This window comes from Halomonas sp. AOP7-E1-9, from assembly GCF_052376035.1.
GTDB lineage: Bacteria > Pseudomonadota > Gammaproteobacteria > Pseudomonadales > Halomonadaceae > Vreelandella > Vreelandella citrativorans.
Genome location: NZ_JBQSVC010000001.1, coordinates 43,817 through 66,993, shown reverse-complemented (window position 1 = coordinate 66,993; position 23,177 = coordinate 43,817). Strand labels below are relative to the sequence as shown.

Here is a 23,177-nt window from a genome sequence, read left to right as displayed (position 1 = left end):
CTCATGGTGAGTTGCACTTCCTTCGTTTGATGTCTGCTTTATTAGGAGCTCTTACATGAAGCGCTTGGTTCTTCCTTCCGCATTATGGCTATGCATGGCCACATTATTGATGATAGGCCAAAATGCCTATGCCTATAATTTACCCGATTTCACAGAGTTGGTTGAAGAGGCCGCGCCAGGCGTTGTCAATATTTCAACCAGCCGTACCGTGCAACGCAGTAGTGGCCCTTCAGTGGGTGGGTTCGGCGGGCAAGAGATACCTGAGATTTTCCGGCATTTTTTTGGCGATAGTTTTCCAACCCCGCCAGGCAGCGGCGGACAAGGGCGTGGTGAAGAGCGTCAGTCGCTGGGGTCTGGGTTCGTGATTAGCGATGATGGCTATATCATGACTAACGCCCACGTTGTCCAGGATGCTGACGAGATATTGGTGCGCTTGAATGACCATCGAGAGCTTTCCGCTGAGTTGGTCGGCAGCGATGCTCAGACCGACGTTGCACTTTTAAAAATTGATGCCTCTGAATTACCGGTCTTGAATCTTGGCAATTCTGACGATCTTAAAGTGGGTGAGTGGGTGGCCGCGATTGGCTCTCCGTTCGGGTTTGATCATTCCGTCACTGCAGGCATTATTAGCGCGATTAATCGCACATTGCCGCGTGATGCCTACGTTCCTTTTATTCAAACGGATGTGGCGATCAACCCAGGTAATTCCGGTGGGCCGCTGTTTAACCTTGACGGAGAAGTCGTCGGGATTAACTCGCAAATCTTTACCCGTAGCGGTGGCTTTATGGGGCTTTCATTTGCGATACCCATTAATGTCGCCATGGACGTTGCTGATCAACTGCGTGAAGAGGGACGCGTTGATCGCGGTTGGCTAGGCGTCATGATTCAACCTGTATCTCAGGATTTGGCCGAATCCTTTGGTATGGAAAACGCAAGTGGGGCGCTCATTGCTGACCTTGACCCGGAAGGCCCTGCAGCGCAAGGCGGCTTGCGTGCTGGCGACGTGATTACTGGCGTCAATGGCGAAGAGGTTGATCGCTCAAGCACGCTGCCGCGCTTAATTGGCCGTGTTACGCCTGGAAGTGATGTGGAGCTTACCTTAATGCGCGATGGCGAAGAGGTAACGGAGACGGTAGCGCTGGGTCATTGGCCCGATTCCGAAGCAGCCACACAGGGTGATGAAAGCAACAATCAGGTGCGTTTGGGCATTTCGGTTGCCGAGTTGGATGACGCGATGCGTGAGCGCCTAAATATTGAGGGGGGCGTTGCAGTGCGTCAGATTGAGCCGGGTAGCGTTGCCGCTCAAGCGGGCCTCCACGTTGGCGATGTACTGGTAAGTGTTGATCACCGCAGCGTGTCTTCTCCGGATGAGTTGTTAGACATTGTTGAACAGCTACCAAGTGATCGGGCAATTCCAGTACGTGTTTACCGTGAGGGTCGCTCACTGTTTTTAGCTTTACGTCTGGAATAAGACCTTCTCTGCCTACCCAGTCCGGCGGTTCTCGCCGGACTGCTGTTCCTATCCCCCACATATCGCTACAATAGCGCTTATCTTTTTAACGGAAATAGGCAAAGTGGCCAACATGCCAGCTGTTTTCGGGCTTTAAACTCTCGAGGCGGCTGGTAGTAAAGCCGCTTACGTACCACTAAGGCAGACCACTCTCGATGTCCCACGACGTTTCTAGCAGTAATTTAAAGAACATAAGAAACTTCTCAATTATCGCTCATATCGATCACGGGAAATCAACGCTCTCTGATCGCTTGATCCAAACCTGCGGTGGATTGACCCAGCGTGAGCTTAAAGAGCAAGTGCTCGACTCCATGGACATTGAGCGCGAGCGTGGTATCACCATTAAAGCGCAATCGGTGACGCTCGATTACACTGCGGCCGATGGCGAGGTGTATCAGCTTAATTTCATCGATACGCCAGGCCACGTGGATTTCTCCTACGAAGTATCGCGCTCACTGTACGCCTGCGAAGGGGCGCTGCTGGTCGTAGATGCGGGCCAAGGGGTTGAGGCGCAGTCGGTGGCTAACTGCTATACCGCCATCGAGCAGGGCCTGGAAGTATTGCCGGTCCTCAATAAAATCGATTTACCCCAAGCCGACCCGGACAAGGTGGCGCAAGAGGTTGAGGAAATCATTGGTCTCGACGCCACAGACGCTTGCCAGGTGTCCGCCAAAAGCGGTATTGGCATTGAAGGACTGCTTGAACGTTTGGTGCGTGATATTCCGCCGCCCAAAGGTGACCGGAATGCCCCCCTGCAAGCATTGATCATTGACTCCTGGTTTGATAACTATCTGGGCGTAGTTTCGCTGGTGCGCTTGTTTGATGGCACGCTGCGCAAGGGCGACAAGATCCGTATCAAGTCAACGGGCCGCGACTGGAACGCCACTGAAGTGGGCATTTTTACTCCGTTGCGCAAAGAGACCAATATCCTGCGCGCGGGTGAGGTGGGCTTTGTTGTCGCAGGCATTAAAGAGATTCACGGTGCGCCAGTGGGTGACACTATCACGCATACCAAAACGCCCGACGTGCCGCGTCTGCCTGGTTTTCAGAAGGTGAAGCCTCAGGTGTATGCTGGGATGTTCCCCGTCAGTGCTGATGACTACGAAGACTTCCGGGATGCGCTTGAAAAGCTCGCGCTTAACGATGCCTCTTTAGAGTATGAACCGGAAAACTCGGATGCTCTGGGCTTTGGTTTTCGCGTCGGTTTCCTGGGCACGCTCCACATGGAGATTATCCAGGAGCGGCTTGAGCGCGAATACAATATTGACCTGATTACCACGGCACCGACCGTGGTATACGAGCTTGCGATGAAGAATGGTGATGTCACTTACATCTCCAACCCCTCCAAGCTGCCGGATATGGCAGACGTGGATGAGATGCGTGAACCCATCGTGAGAGCCAGTATTCTGGTGCCTCAGGAATTTGTGGGTAACGTCATTACCGAGTGTGAGCAGCGCCGCGGTACCCAGAAAGACATGCAGTTCCTGGGTAACCAGATTCAGTTAGCCTATGAGTTGCCGATGTCGGAAGTGGTCATGGACTTCTTCGACCGTCTGAAATCCATCTCCCGCGGTTACGCGTCGCTTGAGTACAATTTCGAGCGTTTCGAAGCGGCCAAGCTGGTGCGCCTGGACGTGCTGATCAATAGCGAAAAGGTAGATGCCCTCGCGGTGATTATTCACCGTGATCATGCCCATAGTCGCGGCCGGCTGCTGGTCGAAAAAATGAAAGAGCTGATTCCGCGCCAGATGTTTGACGTGGCCATTCAGGCCGCTATCGGTGGCCAGGTAGTGGCGCGCTCTACCGTAAAAGCCCTGCGTAAAAACGTAACGGCAAAATGTTATGGCGGTGATGTAAGCCGTAAGAAAAAACTGCTGGAAAAACAGAAAGCCGGTAAAAAACGGATGAAGCAGGTGGGGCGCGTTGAAATTCCCCAGGATGCCTTCCTCGCTGTGCTCAAGGTTAACGACTAGGGAAGGTTTCCTTTATGGATTTTTCATTACTGCTGGTACTGGCCGTTGTAATTTCAGGGGTCGTTTATTTTATCGATGTGATTTGGCTGCGGCCTAAGCGTCGTGAGCGGTTGGCGAAAGCAGAGGAAGCCGCTGCTGGGAACATCGACGCACCAACACAGGAAAAACTTTTAAAAGAGCCTTGGCCGGTCGATTATGCGCGCTCTTTTTTCCCGGTACTTCTGGTGGTATTGGTAGTACGCAGTTTTATTGTCGAACCGTTTCAAATTCCCTCGGGTTCAATGCGGCCTACGCTGGAAGTAGGCGATTTTATCCTGGTGAACAAGTTTGCCTACGGCTTGCGTTTGCCGGTGGTTCACAACCGTATTTTGGAGGTTGGTGAGCCTGAGCGTGGCGATGTGATGGTGTTTCGCTTCCCGGATGAGCCATCGGTCAACTTTATCAAACGGGTGGTAGGCCTTCCGGGCGACCGTATTCGCTACGAAGATAAACAGCTTTATGTGAACGGCGAACTGGTCACTAAAACGTTATTGGAAGAAGGCCCCGATGCCTCGCCACAAGAGCTATTATTAGAAGAGCAGTTGGGTAGCGTGCGCCATACTATCTACAACAACCCCCGCGACCCAGGGCCGCAAATGCGCGAAGTTGAAGTGCCTGAAGGTCACTACTTCATGATGGGCGATAATCGCGATCACTCCAACGATAGCCGTTACTGGGGGTTTGTGCCGGAAGAGAATATTGTGGGTCGTGCATTTGCTGTTTGGATGCATTGGGACGGCGGGTTGCCCAGCTTTAATACGGTGCGACGGATTGAATGAATAAGTTTATGTCAGCCCTGGTTAGTCATGTCACTAATAGTTAACGTCAATGACGTAGGAGCCTTGTGAGTAATCCTTTAAACGCTTTTTGCCGACGAATCGGCCATACCTTTGGCGACGAGACGCTCTTGGAACTGGCCATGACGCACCGAAGCTACGGTGGTCGTAACAATGAGCGCCTGGAATTTCTGGGTGATTCAATTGTTAATTTCGTTATCGCAGAAGCCTTGTTTCAACGTTTCCCTCAAGCGCGGGAAGGGCAGTTATCGCGCCTTCGCGCGCGTTTGGTGAAAGGCCAAACGCTTGCTGAGCTCGCCCGTGAAATGACCTTTGGAGAATGCTTGCGCTTGGGGTCGGGGGAAATGAAAAGCGGAGGGCATCGCCGTGAGTCGATTCTCGCCGATGCGGTTGAAGCGATAATTGGTGCCATTTACCTGGACGCCGGCATGGATGTTGTCCGGGAACGCGTGCTTTCCTGGTACGCCGAGCGTCTAGAGAATATCTCGTTACAAGATACCCAGAAAGACCCTAAAACACGCTTACAAGAGTTTTTGCAGTCGCGTCAGTCAGCGCTGCCGCGCTATGAAGTGGTCTCTGTAAAGGGCGAGGCGCATGCCCAGACCTTTACCGTGGAGTGCTACATTGAGCTACTAAGCAAGCATACCACCGGTAAAGGCCCTAGTCGCCGCCATGCTGAACAGCAAGCGGCAGAAGAAGCGCTTTCGTACCTTGAGAAAAAACCAGGAGACAAATCATGAGCCAATCCTGCGGCTTTGTGGCCATTGTTGGACGGCCTAACGTAGGCAAATCAACCCTCATGAATCGTATTCTGGGGCAAAAAATCTCGATTACCTCGCGGCGTCCGCAAACCACGCGCCATCAGGTAATGGGTATTAAAACGGTTGAAGATACGCAGTTTATTTACGTGGATACACCGGGCATGCACATCATGTCCAAAGACCGTAATAAAGCCATCAACCGCTTTATGAACCAGGCGGCTACCCAAGCACTTCGTGATGTTGACTGTGTGGTATTTATTATTGATCGTACCCGCTGGACTGACGAAGACCAGGCCGTGCTCAAGCGTCTTGAGCATGTTAAGGCACCGGTTATTCTGGCCGTCAATAAGGTGGATCGTCTACAGGATAAGGGCGAGTTACTACCCTGGCTTGCTGAAGTGGGCGCGCGGCGTGAGTTTGCAGCCGTTGTACCTATTTCAGCCAAGCACGGCACCCAGGTAGAAACGCTGGAAGAGGAAGTGGCTAAACATCTGCCAGAAAGCGTGCACTTCTTTCCGGAAGACCAGATTACCGACAAGAGCCTGCGCTTTATGGCCGCTGAGCTGGTGCGTGAAAAAGTCATGCGTCAGTTGGGTGACGAGTTGCCCTACCAGATGACCGTTGAAATTGAAGAGTTCCGTGAAGCCGGGCGCGTCACGCATATCAGCGCGCTGATTCTGGTGGAACGCCAAGGGCAGAAAGTCATCCTGATCGGCGAAAACGGTGACCGGATCAAGAGCATCGGCCGCGAGGCGCGCCTGGATATGGAGCGCGTGCTGGGTACCAAGGTCATGCTTAATATGTGGGTCAAGGTGAAGCGCGGTTGGTCCGATGACGAGCGTGCCCTGAAAAGCCTGGGTTACGACCTCGATTGAGTGTCGCAATGTCAGCGGAACCCGCTTTTTTACTGCATCGTAAACCCTACCGTGAAACCAGCGCGTTAGTCGATTTACTGACGCTTAATAATGGCCGTATCCGCGCCGTTGCCCACGGAGGGCAGCGGCCGGGGTCCAAGTCGCGTCAACGACTACAGCCGTTTACGCCGCTGTTTGTTAGCTGGCGCGGCGAACGCGATTTGAAACGCCTCACCTTGATGGAGTCGCGTGGACAAACGGCATTACTGGCAGGAGAGGGGCTCCTATGCGGTCTTTACGCGAATGAAATCGCCACCCGGCTGCTGCCCCTGGAACTCGCTGCGCCCGATGTTTTTGCCTTCTATACGGCGCTGCTTGAAGCGCTGCCAGTGCCTTCCAGGCGCGCTCTTGCCTTGCGGCGGTATGAGTGGGCATTGTTGGATGCGCTTGAAGCTACCCCGCGTTTTTGTACGCCAGATAATAACGTGCTGGACCCGCAAGCCCGCTATCGGTTTGATGCACAAAGCCGTGCTTTTCTTCCTGCAGAGCAGGGGCTTGAAGGGCGCGCATTGCGTTATATTGAGCAGGGTGACTGGCAACATGCGGGGCTAGCAAGCGTTCTTAAGACAGTCATGCGGGCGGCACTAGCACCGCATTTGGGGTCTGCTGCACTGCGCTCTCGGGAGCTAATGATGGCACTGGCCCGCCGGCGTCAGCCATAGTTCATGCTTATGACTTTTTTGGAATGGAGATAGTTATGCATCCTCCGCGTATTCTACTGGGCGTTAATATCGACCATATCGCCACGCTGCGTCAGGCACGTGGTACCCGCTACCCGGACCCGGTACAGGCTGCTTTGTTGGCTGAAGAAGCGGGCGCAGATGGCATTACGGTGCATTTACGCGAAGACCGCCGCCATATACAGCTTCGCGATGTCAGGCTGTTGGCGGACGTGTTAAATACCCGTATGAATTTAGAGATGGCAGTGACCGAAGAGATGCTCGCGTTGGCTGAAGAGGTGCGCCCAGCACACGTATGCCTGGTACCTGAAAAACGCGAAGAACTTACCACAGAGGGCGGTCTGGATGTGGTCGGTAGTTTTGATGCGGTTGCCAAAGCGTGCGAGCGGCTGAAAAACGCAGGCTGTGACGTATCGCTGTTTATTGATCCTGATGAAGCGCAAATTGATGCGGCTCATCGCGCTGGTGCCCCAACGATTGAACTGCACACCGGTGCTTATGCAGAAGAGAAGCTGGGGAGTGACGCCGCAAATGCTGAGTATCAGCGCTTAACCGCAGCAGCGACTCAGGCCGTTTCCTTGGGGCTGGTGGTTAACGCTGGGCATGGGCTTCATTACCATAATGCAGAAGCGATAGCCGCACTGCCTGGGGTGAATGAGCTGAATATCGGACACGCCATTATTGCTCGCGCGCTGTTTGTTGGCCTCAAAGAGGCTGTTCAGGAAATGAAGCGGCTTATTATTGCAGGCCAGGAAGCGGGGTTGATGGCGGCTTTAGATGCTCACGATCATGAACATAGCCATGAGCATGCAGATGAGCATACGCATGGTCATCATGACTGCTGTGGTCACTAACAGATGATTGTGGGGATTGGTTCCGATATTGCCCGGGTAGCGCGTTTTACCCGGGCAGTTGAGCGTCATGGGCCACGTTTTGCCCAGCGTATTTTGGGAACTGACGAATACGCGATATGGCAGCAAAAAGGCGAACCGGTGGCTTACTTGGCGAAAAGATTTGCCGCTAAAGAAGCGTTTGTAAAAGCACTAGGGCTTGGCCTGCGAGGCGGCATGCAGTGGGGGGACATCCAAGTGGTTAATGACCCCTTGGGGAAGCCCTTTTTGCAGTTGAGCCATGAGGCCAAGCGGCTAATGCAGGCATCCGGCGCGACGACCAGCCATATCACGCTAAGTGATGAAGCGGAGTACGCGGTTGCCTTTGTCATTCTGGAGCGTTAGACCCATCGGCCAGCCTGCTTCGATGAGTACGCAAGCGTGCCATTGCGGTGTACAACGCTTCCAGGAGGCTCTCCACATGACTGAGCCCGCTGGTGCGTAACCGCGTCTCAAGGGTTTCTACCAATAGGGCTAGCTCAGGTGCGCCGCAGTAACGGCTTGCTCCATTGAGCCCATGCACCCAGTCAAGTAGCATCGCCAGGTTTTTCTGGGCATAGGCGGCACGCATTTGCGTTTCTGTTTCATCCAAGCTGTCAATCAGGCGTATAAGCTGTGCATAGGCAACGCTCTCTTTGCCGCCCGCAAGCTGTGTGCCCATGGTTAAATCGACGGCCGCGAGTGCTTCACTGGCAAATTCGGTAGTGTCTTTTCGTTGCAAGGTTGCCGTTGATGTCACGGTAGGCAGAGAAGGGGGTACGGCCAAAAAACGCAGCAACAGCTGTTGTAGCTGCGCCTCATCAACAGGTTTTATCAGTACGTCATCCAGCCCAGCCGCCAGCCACTGCTGACGTTCACTGCTTAAAGCATGAGCGGTTACCGCAATAATAGGGCAGCGTGACCAGTGATTGTTGATGCGGCGCAGCGCCTGACTGGTTTCAACGCCGTCCATGCCCGGCATACGAATATCCATTAGCACCATGTCAGCCGTGTAATTAACCGCCAAGGCAAGCGCTTCATGCCCGCTATCGGCAAGCGTAATACGCAGTTGATCCGTTTCAAGCAGCGCCTTAAGCAACTCACGGTTGGAGGCATTGTCATCAACGATCAAAATATCAATGACGGAAGCGTCCGTTGGCGGAGGCGCTTTTGATTGAGCGGACGCTATCTCTTGATCTGCGGGCTGCAGCAAATGGCGCAATGTCGTGACCAACTGGGCTCGAGTGAAAGGTTTGCAGAGCATTTCCCCACCATGAGGAAGCTCCCAAGGCGGTAAGTCATAGCTGGTGGTATTTGCCAGAATCAATACGGGGCAGGCGGCTTGATCAATCAAATCTCGCCAGTAGTCTCTCTTCTCTATTTCGAACTCATCTTGATCCAGGCATAACATCAGCAGATCTTCGGGTTCATTAGCGGTAAAGGCGACGGGGGTAGCCCCCCAGCGCTCTAGCAAGTACTCAAGCGTATTGCGAGTAGGCGTATGGGTTTCATAAAGACGTACGACCGGGCTTTTCAGAGTAAGCTCTGCGGGGCGTTCGCCGCTTTGGTTAGCCAATAGTGGAAGGGTAAATGAGAACGTTGAGCCGTGGCCTACCTCGCTTTCCACGCTGATAGTGCCGCCCATTCGCTCAATCAACTGGCGGCAAATCGATAAGCCCAGCCCGCTACCGCCAAATTGGCGTGAATGGCTGGGTTTTGCTTGGGAAAAGGCGCTAAAAAGCTGTTTTTGATGCTCTTCACTCAAACCAATGCCGCTATCACTAATACTGATACGCAGTACCACGTGCTGCCCTTCCTGGGTGTCGAGCATCACACGAACAATAACGTCGCCTTCGTGGGTAAACTTGAGTGCATTGCCGATCAGGTTACTAAGCACCTGATGAATACGCAGCGGGTCGCCGCTAAGCGGCGTAGGCACATCATCGTAAATCATTGCCACCAAGTGCAGATGTTTACGTTGCGCCTCAGGCGCATGCAGGCCAATTACTTCATCCAAAAGCGATACAATATCAATGTCGACTTCTTCAAGTGTGAGGCGATTTGCTTCAAGCTTGGAAAAATCGAGCACGTCATTGACGAGCATTAGCAGGTTGTCGCAGGCACGGTGAACGTGCTCTAACCACCCCTGTTGGCGGTTATCCAACCTGGAGCGGCTCAGTAACCGGCAAAAACCGATAATGCCATTGAGTGGCGTGCGTATCTCATGGCTCATATTGGCTAAAAATTCGGATTTAACGGCATTCGCACGGAGCGCGCTGCGGTGGGCCAGGTCGAGCTTGATATTTTGCTCTTCAATGGTTTCCATTGATTCCTGCAATTCGCTGGTCGCCTGCTCAATCTGGGTCTGCATATCGCGCTGCGACTGCTGAAAGTGCTCAGCCAGGCTATTCACATGAACGGCTAGTTGGCGAAGTTCGCTTGGCCGTGCAGGCGTTAATTGCAGCCGATAGTCGCCACGAGATAAGCGATATAAGGCCTGGTTAGCTTCCTCAATAGGCCGGGAAATATACCGACTGACAGCAAAGGCACCCAGAAACAGCAGTAGCCCTAATAGCATGCCGCCCAGGCTTAAACTGGCCAACAGTTTGTAGCGTTCAAGCGTCAAAGGGCGGGCGTTTGCCTCGGCTTCAAGCCAGCCCACCCCGGTCGGGTTTATGTTGGGGAGCACGCTATCAAGAGGGACTAGAAGTCGCCAAATATGCTCTTCTTCTTCTATCAGGGGAGCGCTGGGCGCTGTTAAACGTAGCTGAGGCGGGGTGGAGCGGCCTAACACGAACAAACGGTTACCTTGCTCATCGAAGAGGCTGACAGAACTAAGCCCATAGCGGTCCAACAGCCGTCGAGAAAGCCTTTCCATACGCTGAAAGTCTGCGTCTGCCATGGCAAGCTGGAAACTGGGGGTTAATAGCTCACCGGCATCTTTAAGTCGCTCGTGAAGCGCCGCACGTTCAGCCGTATCACTTTGCACCATGAGCAAAATAGCCATCATGGCGTACACCAGAAGCGGAAAGCCAAGTAGCGCGAACAGCAAACGCGTGTTTAAAGACATGGAAGAAACTCGTTGATTCAATGTGGTTGCCTGTCCAGCGTACGACAGCACCGATATAATGCAGCATAACGGTAATGATAAGGAACGTGTGATGAATTATCCCATGCTAGAGGATGTGGTTGGCAACACTCCCTTGGTGCGTTTGAAGCGGATCACTGCTGGGCGCAACAATACGCTGTTGGCGAAGCTTGAAGGCAACAATCCCGCTGGTTCGGTAAAGGATCGTCCCGCGCTTTCGATGTTGAATGAAGCGGAAGCGCGTGGAGAAATAAAGCCAGGCGATACCCTGATCGAGGCAACCTCGGGAAATACCGGTATTGCGCTCGCCATGGCGGCGGCTATCAAAGGCTACACCATGGTCCTGGTGATGCCTGAAAATGCCTCCGAGGAGCGTAAGCAGGCCATGGTGGCTTACGGCGCCACGCTGATTTCTGCCAGTAAGGCCGGTGGTATGGAGGAGGCCCGGGATATTGCCGATGCCATGATTGAACGGGGCGAAGGCAAGCCGCTGAACCAGTTTTCCAATCCAGACAACCCCTTGGCGCACTACCGTACAACGGGGCCTGAAATATGGCAGCAAACCCAGGGGGAGGTTACCCATTTTGTAAGCTCCATGGGCACCACCGGCACTATCATGGGCGTATCTCGCTACCTTAAAGAGCAGAACGACGCTATTCAGATTGTCGGCTTGCAGCCCTCCGATGGCGCCAGCATTCCCGGTATTCGCCGTTGGCCGCAGGCGTACCTGCCCGAGATTTTTGAAGCTCCGCGAGTAGATATTACGCTGGATATTAGCCAGCAAGAGGCTGAAAGCAACATGCGCCGTTTGGCCCGTGAAGAGGGTATTCTAGCGGGTGTTTCATCGGGCGGCAGCCTGGCGGGTGCGTTGCGTATTGCGGAACAGGTCGAAAACGCGGTCATCGTGTTTGTTGTGTGTGATCGGGGGGATCGTTACCTCTCAATGGGCCTATTCGGCCCGGAGCTATAAATGGCCATGCTGGGTAAGCGGCGCCCATCGCGCGCTGCATCAGGCAAATCAGGGCTGGTACGCAAGCCCGCTGCTAAGTCAACAAGCGCTTCTGACACGAGTGATGCGCTGGTGGTTGAGCGATTGGCGCATGATGGCCGGGGAGTTGCGCATGACGCCACAGGTAAAACCGTGTTTATTGACCGGGCGCTTCCCGGCGAGCGTGTTGACGCTGCCGTGCATGTCAACCGCAAACGTTTTGATGAAGCGCATGTAAAAGCGCTACTGCACCGTTCGCAACAGCGCGTTGAGCCCCCCTGCGTTTATTTTGGCCAGTGCGGTGGTTGCCAATTGCAACATATGGCGATTGAGGCGCAGCGCACGCATAAACAAGACGTACTGTGCGAGCTGTTTGCTCGCCAGGGTATTGAACTTGGCACTCCCCATCTGCTTCATGGCAGTACGGAGCACTATCGCCGCCGAGCGCGACTCGGCGTAAAAATAGATGGGCAGGGTAACGTGCTGCTGGGGTTTCGCGCAGCCCATAGTCATCGGTTAGTCGATATTCATCAGTGCCACGTATTGGTGGAGCCCTTGCAAGCGCTTTTGCCTCCCTTGAGGGCCTTGTTAGCAACGCTTGAGGCGCCGCGTCTGGTGGGCCACATCGAACTCTTGGCGACTGCGTCGGAATGCGTGCTGTTGGTTCGCCAGTTGAAAGCACATGCGCTAGATGCCGAGCGCTGGCAGTCATTTGCCAGGCAGCAAGGGGTTGCGCTTGGCGCGTGGCTGGGCCGCGAGTCTGCCAGCCTACACTGGTACAGCGCTGAACCGGTGCTGGAAGAGACCCTGCAGATAGAAGGCCAACCACCGCTCACGCTCACCTTTGCTCCCGGTGATTTTTTACAGGTCAATGCTGACGTCAATCAACAAATGGTGGCGCACGTGGTGAAATGGCTGGCTCCTGCGCCTGGCCAGCATGTTATGGACCTGTTTGCCGGAATGGGCAACTTTAGCCTGCCCATCGCCTCAAGCGGTGCCAGGGTACATGCCGTTGAAGGCAGCGCTTCAATGGTGGCGCGCATCAGCAGCAATGCAGCACGTAACCGGCTAGAGGTAAGTGCTCAACAGGCTGATTTAAGCGATAGCGCAGCGGTTGAAGCCTTGTTGAAAACTCAGCAGCACTTGGACGCACTGGTGCTGGACCCACCGCGTAATGGTGCAGAAACAGTGTGCAAGGCACTGGGCCGTTACCCCGTGCCCAGGCTTGCGTATGTGTCGTGTGACCCGGCAACGCTTGCCCGTGATGCGGCGCATCTGGTTCGTGCAGGCTATCGTATTAAGCAAGTAGCAGTGGCGGATATGTTCCTGCACACTGCACATATGGAATCGCTTATGCTTTTCGAGTACGAAGGCTAGTCCGCCTATCGCATCAAGCCACGGTATTCGCCGTCAAGATGAATACCCTGAAGGGATGAGTAAGAGTCATGGTGAAAGTGCGTGAAGACCAGCCGCTAATGGATAGCGGCAGGGTAGACATACAACAATGGTTAACGCGCCTGCAAGAAGATGTGCGTCTAAGTGATCCTGAGCGCCTTATTGAAGCCTGCGAACTGGCAGAGCAACTCGAACGTGAGGCGCCTCGTACTCATCGTGAATGGTTATCTCCTGGTTCAAGCTTTCGTATGGGGCTTGAAATGGCAGACATTTTGGCAGACCTAACGCTTGACCAGGCGACCCTGGAAGCGGCAGTGCTCTATCGCGCCGTGCGCGAAGGTCTGTTGAGTCTGGAGGCCGTTTCCAAGCGGTTTGGCAGTGAAGTTGCCAGGTTAATTGATGGCGTCCTGCAAATGGCCGCCATCAGCTATCCACTCGCGCCCAACCACGGTATGGCCCAGCATAACCAGCAGGAAAACCTGCGTAAAATGCTGGTCAACATGGTGAGCGATGTTCGCGTTGCGCTTATTAAAATCGCCGAGCGCACCTGTGCGCTACGTCAGGTCAAGGATGCTCCGCTTGAAAAATGTCTGCAGGTAGCCCGCGAAGTCGCCGACATTTATGCGCCTCTCGCGCACCGCTTAGGGGTGGGGCAAATCAAGTGGGAACTTGAAGACCTGTCGTTTCGCTATTTACACGAAGATGAGTACAAGGCGATCGCCAAGTTGCTTGCTGAGAAGCGCCTGGATAGAGAGCACTATATCCGCGACGTGGTCGAAACGATTAAAACGTTGATGGAAGCTCAGCATATTACCCATCATGACGTGAGTGGCCGAGCCAAACATATTTACTCGATCTGGCGTAAAATGAAGCGCAAAGGGATCGATTTTTCTGACGTACATGACGTTCGTGCGGTGCGCATTTTGGTGCCAGAAGTCACCGACTGCTACACCGTATTAGGAATTGTGCATTCGCGCTGGCACCATGTTCCAGACGAATTTGACGACTATATCGCCAACCCTAAAAAGAACGGCTATCAATCGCTTCATACCGCAGTGGTCGGGCCTGAGAATAAAGTCCTCGAAATTCAAATCCGCACGTTCGCCATGCATGACGACGCAGAACTCGGGGTATGTGCCCACTGGCGTTATAAAGGGCACGATACCAACGCGAAAAGCCGTAGCTACGAAGAAAAAATTGCCTGGCTGCGTCAAGTGCTTGAGTGGCAGGACGAAGTGGGTGATTTTGGTGATCTGCGCGAAGGGCTTTCAAGTGACGTGGCCCCCGACCGCAACTATGTCTTTACGCCTGACGGTCATGTGATCGACTTGCCGCGTATTGCCACCCCGATTGATTTTGCGTATCGGGTTCATACCGAAATTGGCCACCGCTGCCGGGGCGCCAAAATTAACGGGCGCATTGTTCCGCTGACCTATGAGCTTAAAACGGGCCAGCAGGTGGAAATTCTTACCGCCACCAAAGCCGGGCCAAGCCGCGACTGGCTCAATCCTAATCTTGGCTATGTGCGCACGTCACGAGCGCGCGCCAAAATTCAGGCATGGTTTAAGCATCAGGCCAGAGGCCAAAACCTGGAAGAGGGCCGGGTACTTTTTGAGCGAGAAATGCGCCGTCTTGATGTCGACCAGTTGGATCTCCCCAAATTGGCCGACGCGGTTAATTATCAAAACGCTGATGATATGTATGCCGCTATCGGGGCAGGCGACCTGCGTATTGGGCAGGTACTACACCAGGCCCAGCAGTTATTTGGCGAGACTGACGATCAGGAACAGCTGGAACGTTTACTTGCCAAACCGCGCAAGCAGCTGAGCAAGCCCTCTAAAAGCGACATTACCGTGCTTGGCGTGGGCAATCTTAAAACCAGCATGGCTAACTGCTGCCGCCCCGTTCCGGGTGAGCCGATTGTGGGGTTTATCACCCAAGGGCGAGGGGTTACCGTACACCGTCAGGACTGCAACAATATCCTCCAACTGCGTATGGAAGAGCCCCAACGTATCATCGAAGTAGAGTGGGGCGAGCGCGCCCATACGCGTTATCCGGTCACTATCGAAATCCAGGCCTGGGACCGCTCGGGCCTACTGCGCGATGTGACGGGCCTTCTAGGCAATGAGAAAGTCAATGTGCTGGCGGTGAATACGCTAACGGATACCAACGAAGGCATCGCTCGCCTGAGGATTACGTTAGAAGTGGATGGACTTGAATCTTTGGGGCGGCTCTTCTCACGTATTCAGCAACTGCCCAATGTGACCGAAGTGCGCCGCCTGCGAAACGCAGACCCTGAAAAAGGTGCCTAATATGGAGCGGCTTGATGCGCTATGATCTGGATGACCTGCTGACATTAATGCAGGTACTGCGCGACCCCGAGCAAGGGTGCCCGTGGGATATTAAGCAAGGCTGGGACAGCATCGTTCCCCATACGCTGGAAGAAGCCTACGAGGTTGCCGATGCCATTGAGCGGCGAGCCTTTGATGAGCTGCCGGGGGAGCTTGGTGATTTACTCTTCCAAGTCATCTATTACGCTCAGTTTGGTGCAGAAGAGCAGCGCTTTGATTTTCACGATATCGTACATACGTTGACGACTAAAATGCTGCGCAGGCACCCGCATGTGTTTCCGGAGGGTACGCTTGGCTCGCGTAGGCCGCCAGGTGTTAGCGCTGAAGCGCTACAGACCCAACAGATTAATCAGCGCTGGGAGTCACTTAAGGCGGAAGAGCGCGCCCAACGTGTCATTGAGGCGCCTTCGGTACTTGATGACGTACCTTGTACGTTGCCCGCGTTAAGCCGTGCGAACAAGCTTTCAAAGCGCGCGGCCCGGGCAGGTTTTGATTGGCCTGATACGCAGGGCGTTCTGGATAAAATCCGTGAAGAGCTGGATGAGGTAGAAGAAGCACTGGCGACAGGAGATACACGCCATGCTCAGGAAGAAGTCGGTGATTTATTGTTTGCGGTAACCAATTTAGCCCGCAGCCTAGGTGCTGATCCTGAACAGTGCTTGCGCGGTACCAATCGTAAATTTGAACGCCGTTTTCGCTATGTTGAGCATGCCTTAAACGCGGCCCATCGACCGATAACGGAAGCCTCGCTGGACGAGATGGAAGCTCACTGGCAGGCGGCTAAACATCAAGAATAAAGCATAAATTGATCATTAATAATGACGCGACCCCGCTAGGAGGCCTTGCCAATGAGTCACGACCTGCACGAATCGCTGCGCGATAACGTACGCATTTTAGGAGATAGTCTGGGACGCACCATAGCGGACGACCTGGGACAGGCATTTGTAGATAAAATTGAGACGATCCGAGCGCATGCCAAGCAAGGTCGTCAAGGTGACTCACTCCAGCAGCGCGCACTTATTGAGTATTTACGCCAGTTACCTGAGCGTGACCTGCTACCCGTTACACGTGCTTTTAACCAGTTCTTGAATCTTGCCAATATTGCCGAGCAGCACTATCGCGCACGTTTTCGCCGTGTAGAAGACTACAAACCCGGCACCCAGCCGACTCTCAACGGGCTGCTTGAGCGGGCCCAACTGGCAGGTAATTCACCGCGTAAGCTGGTCGAAACACTCGCCAATATGCGGGTGGAGCTGGTGCTTACTGCCCATCCGACAGAAGTTATTCGCCGTACGCTAATCCAAAAATACGACGCAATTGATGAGTGCCTAACCGCCATCGAAGGTTCTGGCGACTATCCTGAGCGCGGTAAGCGCGCTCACGGGCGGTTAGAAGAACTGATTAGCCAGGCATGGCATACCGATGAAATTCGCCATGAGCGGCCAACCCCGGTTGATGAAGCCAAATGGGGGTTTGCGGTTATCGAGAACTCGCTATGGCAAGCCGTGCCTGACTTCCATCGTGATCTGGATAATTTACTGCTGGATACTGCCGGTGAGCGCCTTCCGCTGGATGCCGCACCCATTCGCTATGCTTCATGGATGGGAGGCGACCGGGACGGCAACCCTAATGTTACTTCACGGATCACCCGGGAAGTGCTACTTCTGGGGCGCTGGATGGCCGCAGACCTTTACCTACGCGACCTGGAACAGCTTAAAACCGAGCTTTCCATGTGGAAGGCCAATAGCGCACTAAAAGCGGAAGTGGGCGATGTCGCCGAGCCGTACCGCGAACTGCTTAAACGCCTTTTAGCCAAGGTGGAAGCAACCCGGGACTGGGCCAAGGCGAAGCTGGATGGCCGCAATTACGACGGCGGGCCGATTATTGAAACCCGCGACCAACTTTATGCGCCGCTGCTGGCTTGCTACCGCTCTTTATGCGATGTGGGTTTGGACACCATTGCCAATGGCGCCTTGCTCGATACGTTGCGCCGCGTCGCCGTGTTTGGAGTCACGCTGACCAAGCTGGATTTACGTCAAGAAGCCAGCCGCCACGCCCAAGTGATCGAAGAACTCACCAGCACATTAGGCCTGGGGCACTACCAGGAGTGGAACGAAGCTCAGCGCCAGGCATTCCTACTGGAAGAGCTGGCGTCTAGTCGACCCCTGATCCCGCGCCGTTGGGAGTGTTCTGCCGAGTGTCGTGAAGTGCTGGATACCTTTAAGGTCATCGCCCAGGAGCATTCAGAGGCACTGGGTACCTACATTATTTCCATGGCGGGCGAACCGTCAGATGTGTTGACCGTTGCGCTGTTAATGAAAGAGGTGGGTGGCCAAGTCACGCTGCCCATTGCACCCCTGTTTGAAACCCTCAACGACCTGGATCACGCGGGTGCGGTTATCGAACAGCTCCTGTCGCTGCCTGGTTACCGAGCACTGATTAATGACCGCCAGGAAATCATGATCGGCTACTCCGACTCTGCCAAGGATGCCGGGCAACTGGCGGCGGCCTGGGCGCAGTATCGGGCTCAGGAAGCGCTGGTGAATGTGTGTGAAAAACACGGTGTTGACCTGACCCTGTTCCACGGCCGCGGCGGCACCGTCGGTCGTGGGGGCGGCCCCGCTCACGCAGCGATCTTGTCGCAGCCGCCGGGCTCGGTAAACGGCAGTTTGCGGGTGACCGAGCAGGGAGAAATGATTCGCTTCAAGTTTGGCCAGCCGGATATCGCGCTGCGGTCAATGGAGATTTACGCTTGCGCGGTGCTTGAGGCTACCTTGCTACCGCCACCGGCGCCTGACCCCCGCTGGCGCGAAGAGATGGATAAGCTCGCCCACATTGCGCACGTCGGTTACGTGGGCGTGGTGCGCGAGGACCCTGACTTTGTGCCTTACTTCCGTGCGGTAACGCCAGAGGGGGCGCTCGGTAGGTTGCCGCTGGGGTCACGCCCCACCAAGCGGCGCCAGGACGGTGGCGTTGAAACGCTGCGTGCGATTCCGTGGATTTTCGCCTGGACCCAAATTCGCCTAATGCTGCCCGCATGGCTAGGCAGTGGCGAAGCGTTCCTGCAGCGCCTGGAAGAGCCCGGCGGACGCGAGCTGCTCCAGGACATGCGCGATCAATGGCCATTTTTTGGCACTTATCTGGATATGTTGGAAATGTTACTGGCCAAAGCCGATGTGGCCATTGCGGCTTACTATGAGCACCGGCTAGTGGATGAGCCATCCTTAAAAGCCCTGGGCAAAAAGCTTCGCGAGCGTTTTGAGCGGTTGGAAAACGTGGTGCTGGAAATACTCGAGCAGGATGAGTTGCTTGAGAAGACGCCACTGATCCGCCAGGCCATTGATGTACGTAACCCCTACATTGACCCGCTGCACGGGTTGCAGGCTGAGCTTTTACAGCGTAACCGCGACGCCGATGGTGCGATCAGCGGCGACCTTTCCCGGGCGCTAATGGTGACCATGGCAGGTATCTCGGCGGGGCTGCGCAATACGGGTTAATTAGCGGCAACATTAGAAGTGCGTATACCGCCAGTACGGCTGGCGGCATTTATGTATGTTCTTAGGAGGCGGCAATGAATTTGGATGCTCAAGCGGTGTTGCAGTTCTGGTTTAATGAACTAACCCCGGCGCAGTGGTTTAAGAAAGACGCCGAGATGGACGCCGCTATCATGGCGCGTTTTGGAGAGCTGCACGGCCATGTTGCCCAGTGCGAATGTTATACATGGCGGGATACACCGCAGGGGCGTCTGGCCGAAATTATTGTGCTTGATCAGTTTTCGCGCAATATGTACCGCGATAATGCCCGCGCGTTTGCGTTTGATGCGCTCGCGCTTGCTCTCGCCCAGGAAGCCGTGGCAGCAGGTGCCGACATGGCGTTAACGCCTGAAGAGCGCAGCTTTTTATATATGCCCTATATGCATAGTGAATCGAAAACGATTCATGCCCAGGCAATGGTGCTGTTCGACCAGCCTGGGCTTGAAAACAATCTTGATTTTGAAGTTCGTCATAAGGCGATTATTGACCGCTTTGGTCGTTACCCTCATCGCAATATGCTATTGGGGAGAACGTCCAGCGATGAAGAAGTCGCCTTTCTAGAACAGCCTGGCTCCTCTTTCTAGCGGCGCTTTTATCCACTTTTAGCCTTACGGCGTGTTATGTCATTACGAAAATCGACTCGAATCAATAAGTATATTAGTGAAAGCGGCCTTTGCTCGCGCCGTGAGGCAGACCGCTATGTAGAGCAGGGCAATGTCTGGATCAATGGCCGTCGTGCGACAACCGGTGACCAGGTAATGGCTGGTGATCGTGTAAAGGTGAATGGTCAGGAAATTGAGCCCCAGGAGGAAGAAGACTTTATTCTGATTGCGCTCAATAAGCCTGTCGGTATTGTGAGCACGACTGAATCGAGTGAAAAAGACAATATTGTTGAGTTTGTAAAGCATGGGGCACGTATTTTCCCCATTGGTCGGCTGGATAAAGACTCTCAAGGGCTGATCTTTTTAACCAATAATGGGGATCTGGTTAATAAAATTCTCCGTGCCAACAACAATCACGAAAAAGAGTACCAGGTAACGGTTAACAAGCCGATTACGGAGGAATTTGTTGAGGGGATGCAAAAGGGTGTGCCGATTCTTGGCCAGGTCACCAAGAAGTGCCAAGTGAAGAAAGTGTCCACTTTTGTGTTCACTGTCACGCTAGTACAGGGGTTAAATCGTCAGATACGCCGGATGTGCGAATACTTCGGTTATGACGTTACCCAATTAATACGCACGCGGATCATGAATGTGTCTTTGAAGGGGTTGGCACTGGGTGACTGGCGTGATTTAACGCCCAAAGAGGTGGAGACCATCATTGCCCTGACGGAGAGCGCTGACAGTAGTGCAGCGCCTCCTAAACCGGCTAAGCCGAAAGCCAAGCCTCGGGCACCTACTGGGCAACGTCCACGTAAGGGAAAACCGGGAACGGGGGCAAAATCCGATAGCGCTGGCAAAGCGGCGGGCAGTAAATCGCGCTCAAACACCAAGGGCAAGCCCGGTACTTCCAAAGCTCACCCTAACGCAAAAACCGCAGCAGGGGGCAAACCTGCAGCCCAAGGCAAGCGTAGTAGTAAGTCTTTCGGTAAAGGACAGCCCGGGGCAGGTAAACCAGCCGCGCGAGGAAAAGCGCCGCGCCCCAAAACGAAACGCTAGGCTTTTTAAGCGCTTGCATGGATTAGCCAGGAAACATTCAAAATAAGCGAAGGAGACTTGGGAATCAAAAAATTGCGATAAGGTAAAGTTGCTGAAAACACCTTGTCCCTTCGTGAAAGTGCCAACTAAGGTATTGATACTTGGATATCATTGGAGGACCTTATGATGGCAGAGCATAATCTTCAAGATGCCACCGTTTATACCCAGGACGGTAGTGCGCTAGGCACGGTTTCAGATGATAGTGCTGAAACAAAAGTTGAGATACTCAAGGCAGGGGGAAGCCGTATCTGGGTCGAACGGCATGACCTGAAAGAGTGTGATGGTCAATGGATACTGGCTGAAAATTACACGGTTTACTCTGCTGAAAACGTCAATGGCGACTGGACGGAAGGAGGGGTGGACGACACGGTTGATGACACCTTTCCAGCCAGTGATCCGCCCTCATTTACATTAGGCGATGAAGGTAAGGGGCGTTAAACCACTCGCCAACATTAAAAAGCGGGAGACGTCATTAAACGGCCTCCCGCTTTTTTTGTGGCGTATTTTAAGATGAATTATGCCAGCAAGAAGTTGGCAATCAGCTCTTTACCCCCTTCGGTGGCAAAGGATTCGGGGTGAAACTGAATGCCGTGGATCGGATAGTCGCGGTGTTTGACGCCCATCAGCTCGAACTCCCCAGCGGCTTCCCAGTGCTCTCGCTGTTCAAAGTGGGCCGCCTTCAGGCTACCCACCGCAGCGGTCACTTCCAGGCACTCGGGTAGCGAGCCTGCATCAGCAATTAGCGAGTGGTAGCGCATCACCTCAAGCTGGTCCGGCACGCCTTTAAATACCGACTGCTGAGTATGCGTAACGGGACTGATCTTGCCGTGCATGGGGAGCGGTGCTTTCACCACTTGGCCGCCAAACACATGAACAATCCCCTGCATCCCGAGGCAGACACCTAACAGCGGTGTGGTCTTCCCCAGCTCTTTGATGACCTCTGCGCAGACGCCGAAGTAGCGTGGGTCGTCTGGCGAGCCAGGCCCCGGCGAAATAATAATACGGTCCGGCGCCATCGCCACAATATCGGTAAATTGAATCTGGTCGTTGCGCTTTACCACAATCTCAAAATCATTGACCGCGCCACGGTTTTTTTCTGTGGTGAGAATCTCGCCAATAAATTGGTACAGGTTGTAGGTGAACGAATCGTAGTTATCGATGATTAACACTTTCATGCCAGGCTCTCCGAATCCATAAAGGGGGCTAAGGCTTTACGCGTGCCGGCAAATTTACGGCGTATTTCTTCATACTCATCGGCGGCGTTACTATCAAACACGTTGCCACCACAGGTCTGCACATAGGCCCGCTCGCCGTTGACAAACACGGTACGAATCGGGATCGCAAAAGTGCAGTCACCGTTAAACGAAAACTGGCCAACCGCGCCGCCGTAAGGGCCTCGGCCATCGTTTTCCAAGTCATCGATAATTTTCATGGCTTCAATTTTGGGCGCACCGGTAAGCGTGCCCGCAGGGAAGTTGCTGGCCAAGGCGCTAAACATGTCTTCGCCCTCGGCAATAATGCCGACGATTTCGCTGGAAATATGCTGAACATGGCTAAAGCGCTTAATGTCCATCAGGCTGCGCACTTTTACGGTGCCAAACTGGGCAACCCGACCAATATCATTGCGATGTAGATCAACGATCATATTGTGCTCGGCAATCTCTTTAGGATCGTTAAGCAGGGTACGGGCCAGCTGAGTATCTTCCTGGGGCGTTTGGCCTCGGGTGGTGGTGCCTGCCAGCGGGAAAGTTTCCATTTCACCCTGGCGCAAGCGGAAGAGAAGCTCGGGACTTGCACCGATCAGCTTCTGACCACCAAACTTCATGTAGTACATCTGAGGAGAAGGGTTAATCGTGCGCAGCTGGTCGTACAGAGCGACCGTATCGCCCTCGATACGAAAGCGCTTTTTAAACCCGACTTCACACTGGAACACCTTGCCGTCGATAATATCCTGCTTGACCTTGGCGACCGCTGCGGCGTGTTCTGCTTGGCTCATGGTGTCGCCAAGCGCGGTAATTTTCAGGTCGTCGCTCTCGATATCCTCAGCGTCGATAAGCGTTTGCAGGAAATCAGAGCGGCTATGGTCGTAATAGAAGTAGGTTACCTCGCCGGTCATCTTATCGAGGATAAGCCCATCTTTATAAAGCCCAAAGCGAAACGTATCGAAGTCATCATTGGCTTTTAAGGAAAGCGTAGGCTCGAAATACTGCATCGCATCGTAGCCTAAATAGCCGCTTAGCCCGCCGGCATACTTGCGCGAAATAATATTTTGCGGGATCAGGCTGCGCAGTAATTCATAAGGATTATCGCTTGGGTAGTGCTCGGCCTTGCCGGCACGATCCTCGATGGTCAGCGTTTGGCCATTCGCGTAAATGGTATATTCAGGATCAAATCCAATGATTGAATGACGGGCGATGTGGCTGTCTTCACCCAGCGATTCAAGCATGTAACAGGTATTGAACTGCTTCTCTATTTTTTTGAATAGGCCAAAAAAGTCACAGTCTGCGGCAAGCGTTACGTAGTGGGGCTTACGCGACAGAGTAAACGGACGCGGGCCAGCATCTGATTGAGCGTGGATAGTCATG

At 53.9% G+C, this 23,177-nt stretch carries 19 protein-coding genes; 16 read left to right on the top strand and 3 right to left on the bottom strand.

What is annotated here, in order from left to right; translation table 11 throughout:
- Nucleotides 1-55 precede the first annotated feature (55 nt).
- The 8 genes from ACT3R4_RS00300 (at nt 56) to acpS (ending at nt 7,909) form a co-directional block, all read left to right on the top strand.
- Nucleotides 56-1,471 (top strand): DegQ family serine endoprotease, encoded by a 1,416-nt coding sequence (locus ACT3R4_RS00300; RefSeq protein ID WP_441677084.1) that lies wholly within the window; start codon nt 56-58, stop codon nt 1,469-1,471.
- Between the two features lie 194 nt (nt 1,472-1,665).
- Nucleotides 1,666-3,483, top strand: coding sequence for a translation elongation factor 4 (gene lepA / locus ACT3R4_RS00295; RefSeq protein WP_441677085.1), 1,818 nt, complete (start codon nt 1,666-1,668; stop codon nt 3,481-3,483).
- 14 nt (nt 3,484-3,497) lie between these two features.
- Nucleotides 3,498-4,301, top strand: coding sequence for a signal peptidase I (lepB, locus tag ACT3R4_RS00290; RefSeq protein WP_172116406.1), 804 nt, complete (start codon nt 3,498-3,500; stop codon nt 4,299-4,301).
- A gap of 65 nt (nt 4,302-4,366) precedes the next feature.
- Entirely contained in the window at nt 4,367-5,059 is a 693-nt protein-coding gene (gene rnc / locus ACT3R4_RS00285) for a ribonuclease III (RefSeq protein ID WP_087109215.1), read from the top strand.
- Nucleotides 5,056-5,955: a GTPase Era gene (gene era, locus ACT3R4_RS00280; RefSeq protein WP_441677086.1), complete on the top strand. Its 900-nt coding sequence runs from the start codon at nt 5,056-5,058 to the stop codon at nt 5,953-5,955. The genes rnc and era overlap by 4 nt, the downstream gene beginning before the upstream one ends.
- Before the next feature lie 8 nt (nt 5,956-5,963).
- Entirely contained in the window at nt 5,964-6,656 is a 693-nt protein-coding gene (gene recO / locus ACT3R4_RS00275; protein ID WP_441677087.1) for a DNA repair protein RecO, read from the top strand.
- A gap of 35 nt (nt 6,657-6,691) precedes the next feature.
- A complete protein-coding gene (pdxJ, locus tag ACT3R4_RS00270) occupies nt 6,692-7,528 on the top strand; it encodes a pyridoxine 5'-phosphate synthase (protein WP_172116409.1) in 837 nt (278 codons plus the stop codon).
- A 3-nt stretch (nt 7,529-7,531) separates the two neighbouring features.
- Nucleotides 7,532-7,909, top strand: coding sequence for a holo-ACP synthase (acpS, locus tag ACT3R4_RS00265; protein WP_193053713.1), 378 nt, complete (start codon nt 7,532-7,534; stop codon nt 7,907-7,909).
- On the opposite strand, the gene ACT3R4_RS00260 is transcribed toward acpS, so the two are convergent.
- Nucleotides 7,893-10,613 carry an ATP-binding protein gene (locus ACT3R4_RS00260; protein WP_441677088.1) on the bottom strand — a complete coding sequence of 907 codons (2,721 nt, stop codon included), beginning with the start codon at nt 10,611-10,613 and terminating at the stop codon, nt 7,893-7,895. The two genes, acpS and ACT3R4_RS00260, sit on opposite strands and share 17 nt — an antisense overlap.
- 91 nt (nt 10,614-10,704) lie before the next feature.
- Between ACT3R4_RS00260 and cysM the strand changes: the two genes are divergently transcribed.
- The 8 genes from cysM (at nt 10,705) to ACT3R4_RS00220 (ending at nt 21,030) form a co-directional block, all read left to right on the top strand.
- Nucleotides 10,705-11,601 (top strand): cysteine synthase CysM, encoded by an 897-nt coding sequence (gene cysM, locus ACT3R4_RS00255; RefSeq protein ID WP_172116412.1) that lies wholly within the window; start codon nt 10,705-10,707, stop codon nt 11,599-11,601.
- Nucleotides 11,602-12,996 (top strand): 23S rRNA (uracil(1939)-C(5))-methyltransferase RlmD, encoded by a 1,395-nt coding sequence (gene rlmD / locus ACT3R4_RS00250; RefSeq protein ID WP_441677089.1) that lies wholly within the window; start codon nt 11,602-11,604, stop codon nt 12,994-12,996.
- A 68-nt stretch (nt 12,997-13,064) separates the two neighbouring features.
- Nucleotides 13,065-15,326, top strand: coding sequence for a GTP diphosphokinase (relA, locus tag ACT3R4_RS00245; RefSeq protein WP_441677090.1), 2,262 nt, complete (start codon nt 13,065-13,067; stop codon nt 15,324-15,326).
- Nucleotides 15,327-15,340: 14 nt separating this feature from the next.
- Nucleotides 15,341-16,162: a nucleoside triphosphate pyrophosphohydrolase gene (gene mazG / locus ACT3R4_RS00240; protein ID WP_441677091.1), complete on the top strand. Its 822-nt coding sequence runs from the start codon at nt 15,341-15,343 to the stop codon at nt 16,160-16,162.
- Nucleotides 16,163-16,213: 51 nt separating this feature from the next.
- The gene (gene ppc, locus ACT3R4_RS00235; RefSeq protein WP_172116416.1) at nt 16,214-18,862 is read left to right on the top strand and encodes a phosphoenolpyruvate carboxylase; all 2,649 of its coding nucleotides are present in this window, start codon (nt 16,214-16,216) and stop codon (nt 18,860-18,862) included.
- A 74-nt stretch (nt 18,863-18,936) separates the two neighbouring features.
- On the top strand, nt 18,937-19,482 hold the full coding sequence (locus ACT3R4_RS00230; RefSeq protein WP_441677092.1) for a DUF924 family protein: 546 nt from the start codon (nt 18,937-18,939) through the stop codon (nt 19,480-19,482).
- Nucleotides 19,483-19,518: 36 nt separating this feature from the next.
- A complete protein-coding gene (rluF, locus tag ACT3R4_RS00225; protein WP_441677093.1) occupies nt 19,519-20,553 on the top strand; it encodes a 23S rRNA pseudouridine(2604) synthase RluF in 1,035 nt (344 codons plus the stop codon).
- A 162-nt stretch (nt 20,554-20,715) separates the two neighbouring features.
- Entirely contained in the window at nt 20,716-21,030 is a 315-nt protein-coding gene (locus ACT3R4_RS00220) for a hypothetical protein (RefSeq protein WP_441677094.1), read from the top strand.
- Between the two features lie 77 nt (nt 21,031-21,107).
- On the opposite strand, the gene ACT3R4_RS00215 is transcribed toward ACT3R4_RS00220, so the two are convergent.
- Both ACT3R4_RS00215 and ACT3R4_RS00210 read right to left on the bottom strand, forming a co-directional pair.
- Nucleotides 21,108-21,767, bottom strand: a complete 660-nt coding sequence (locus ACT3R4_RS00215) for an anthranilate synthase component II (protein ID WP_441677095.1) — start codon at nt 21,765-21,767, stop codon at nt 21,108-21,110.
- Nucleotides 21,764-23,176, bottom strand: a complete 1,413-nt coding sequence (locus tag ACT3R4_RS00210; protein WP_441677096.1) for an anthranilate synthase component I family protein — start codon at nt 23,174-23,176, stop codon at nt 21,764-21,766. The genes ACT3R4_RS00215 and ACT3R4_RS00210 overlap by 4 nt, the downstream gene beginning before the upstream one ends.
- Nucleotide 23,177 lies beyond the last annotated feature (1 nt).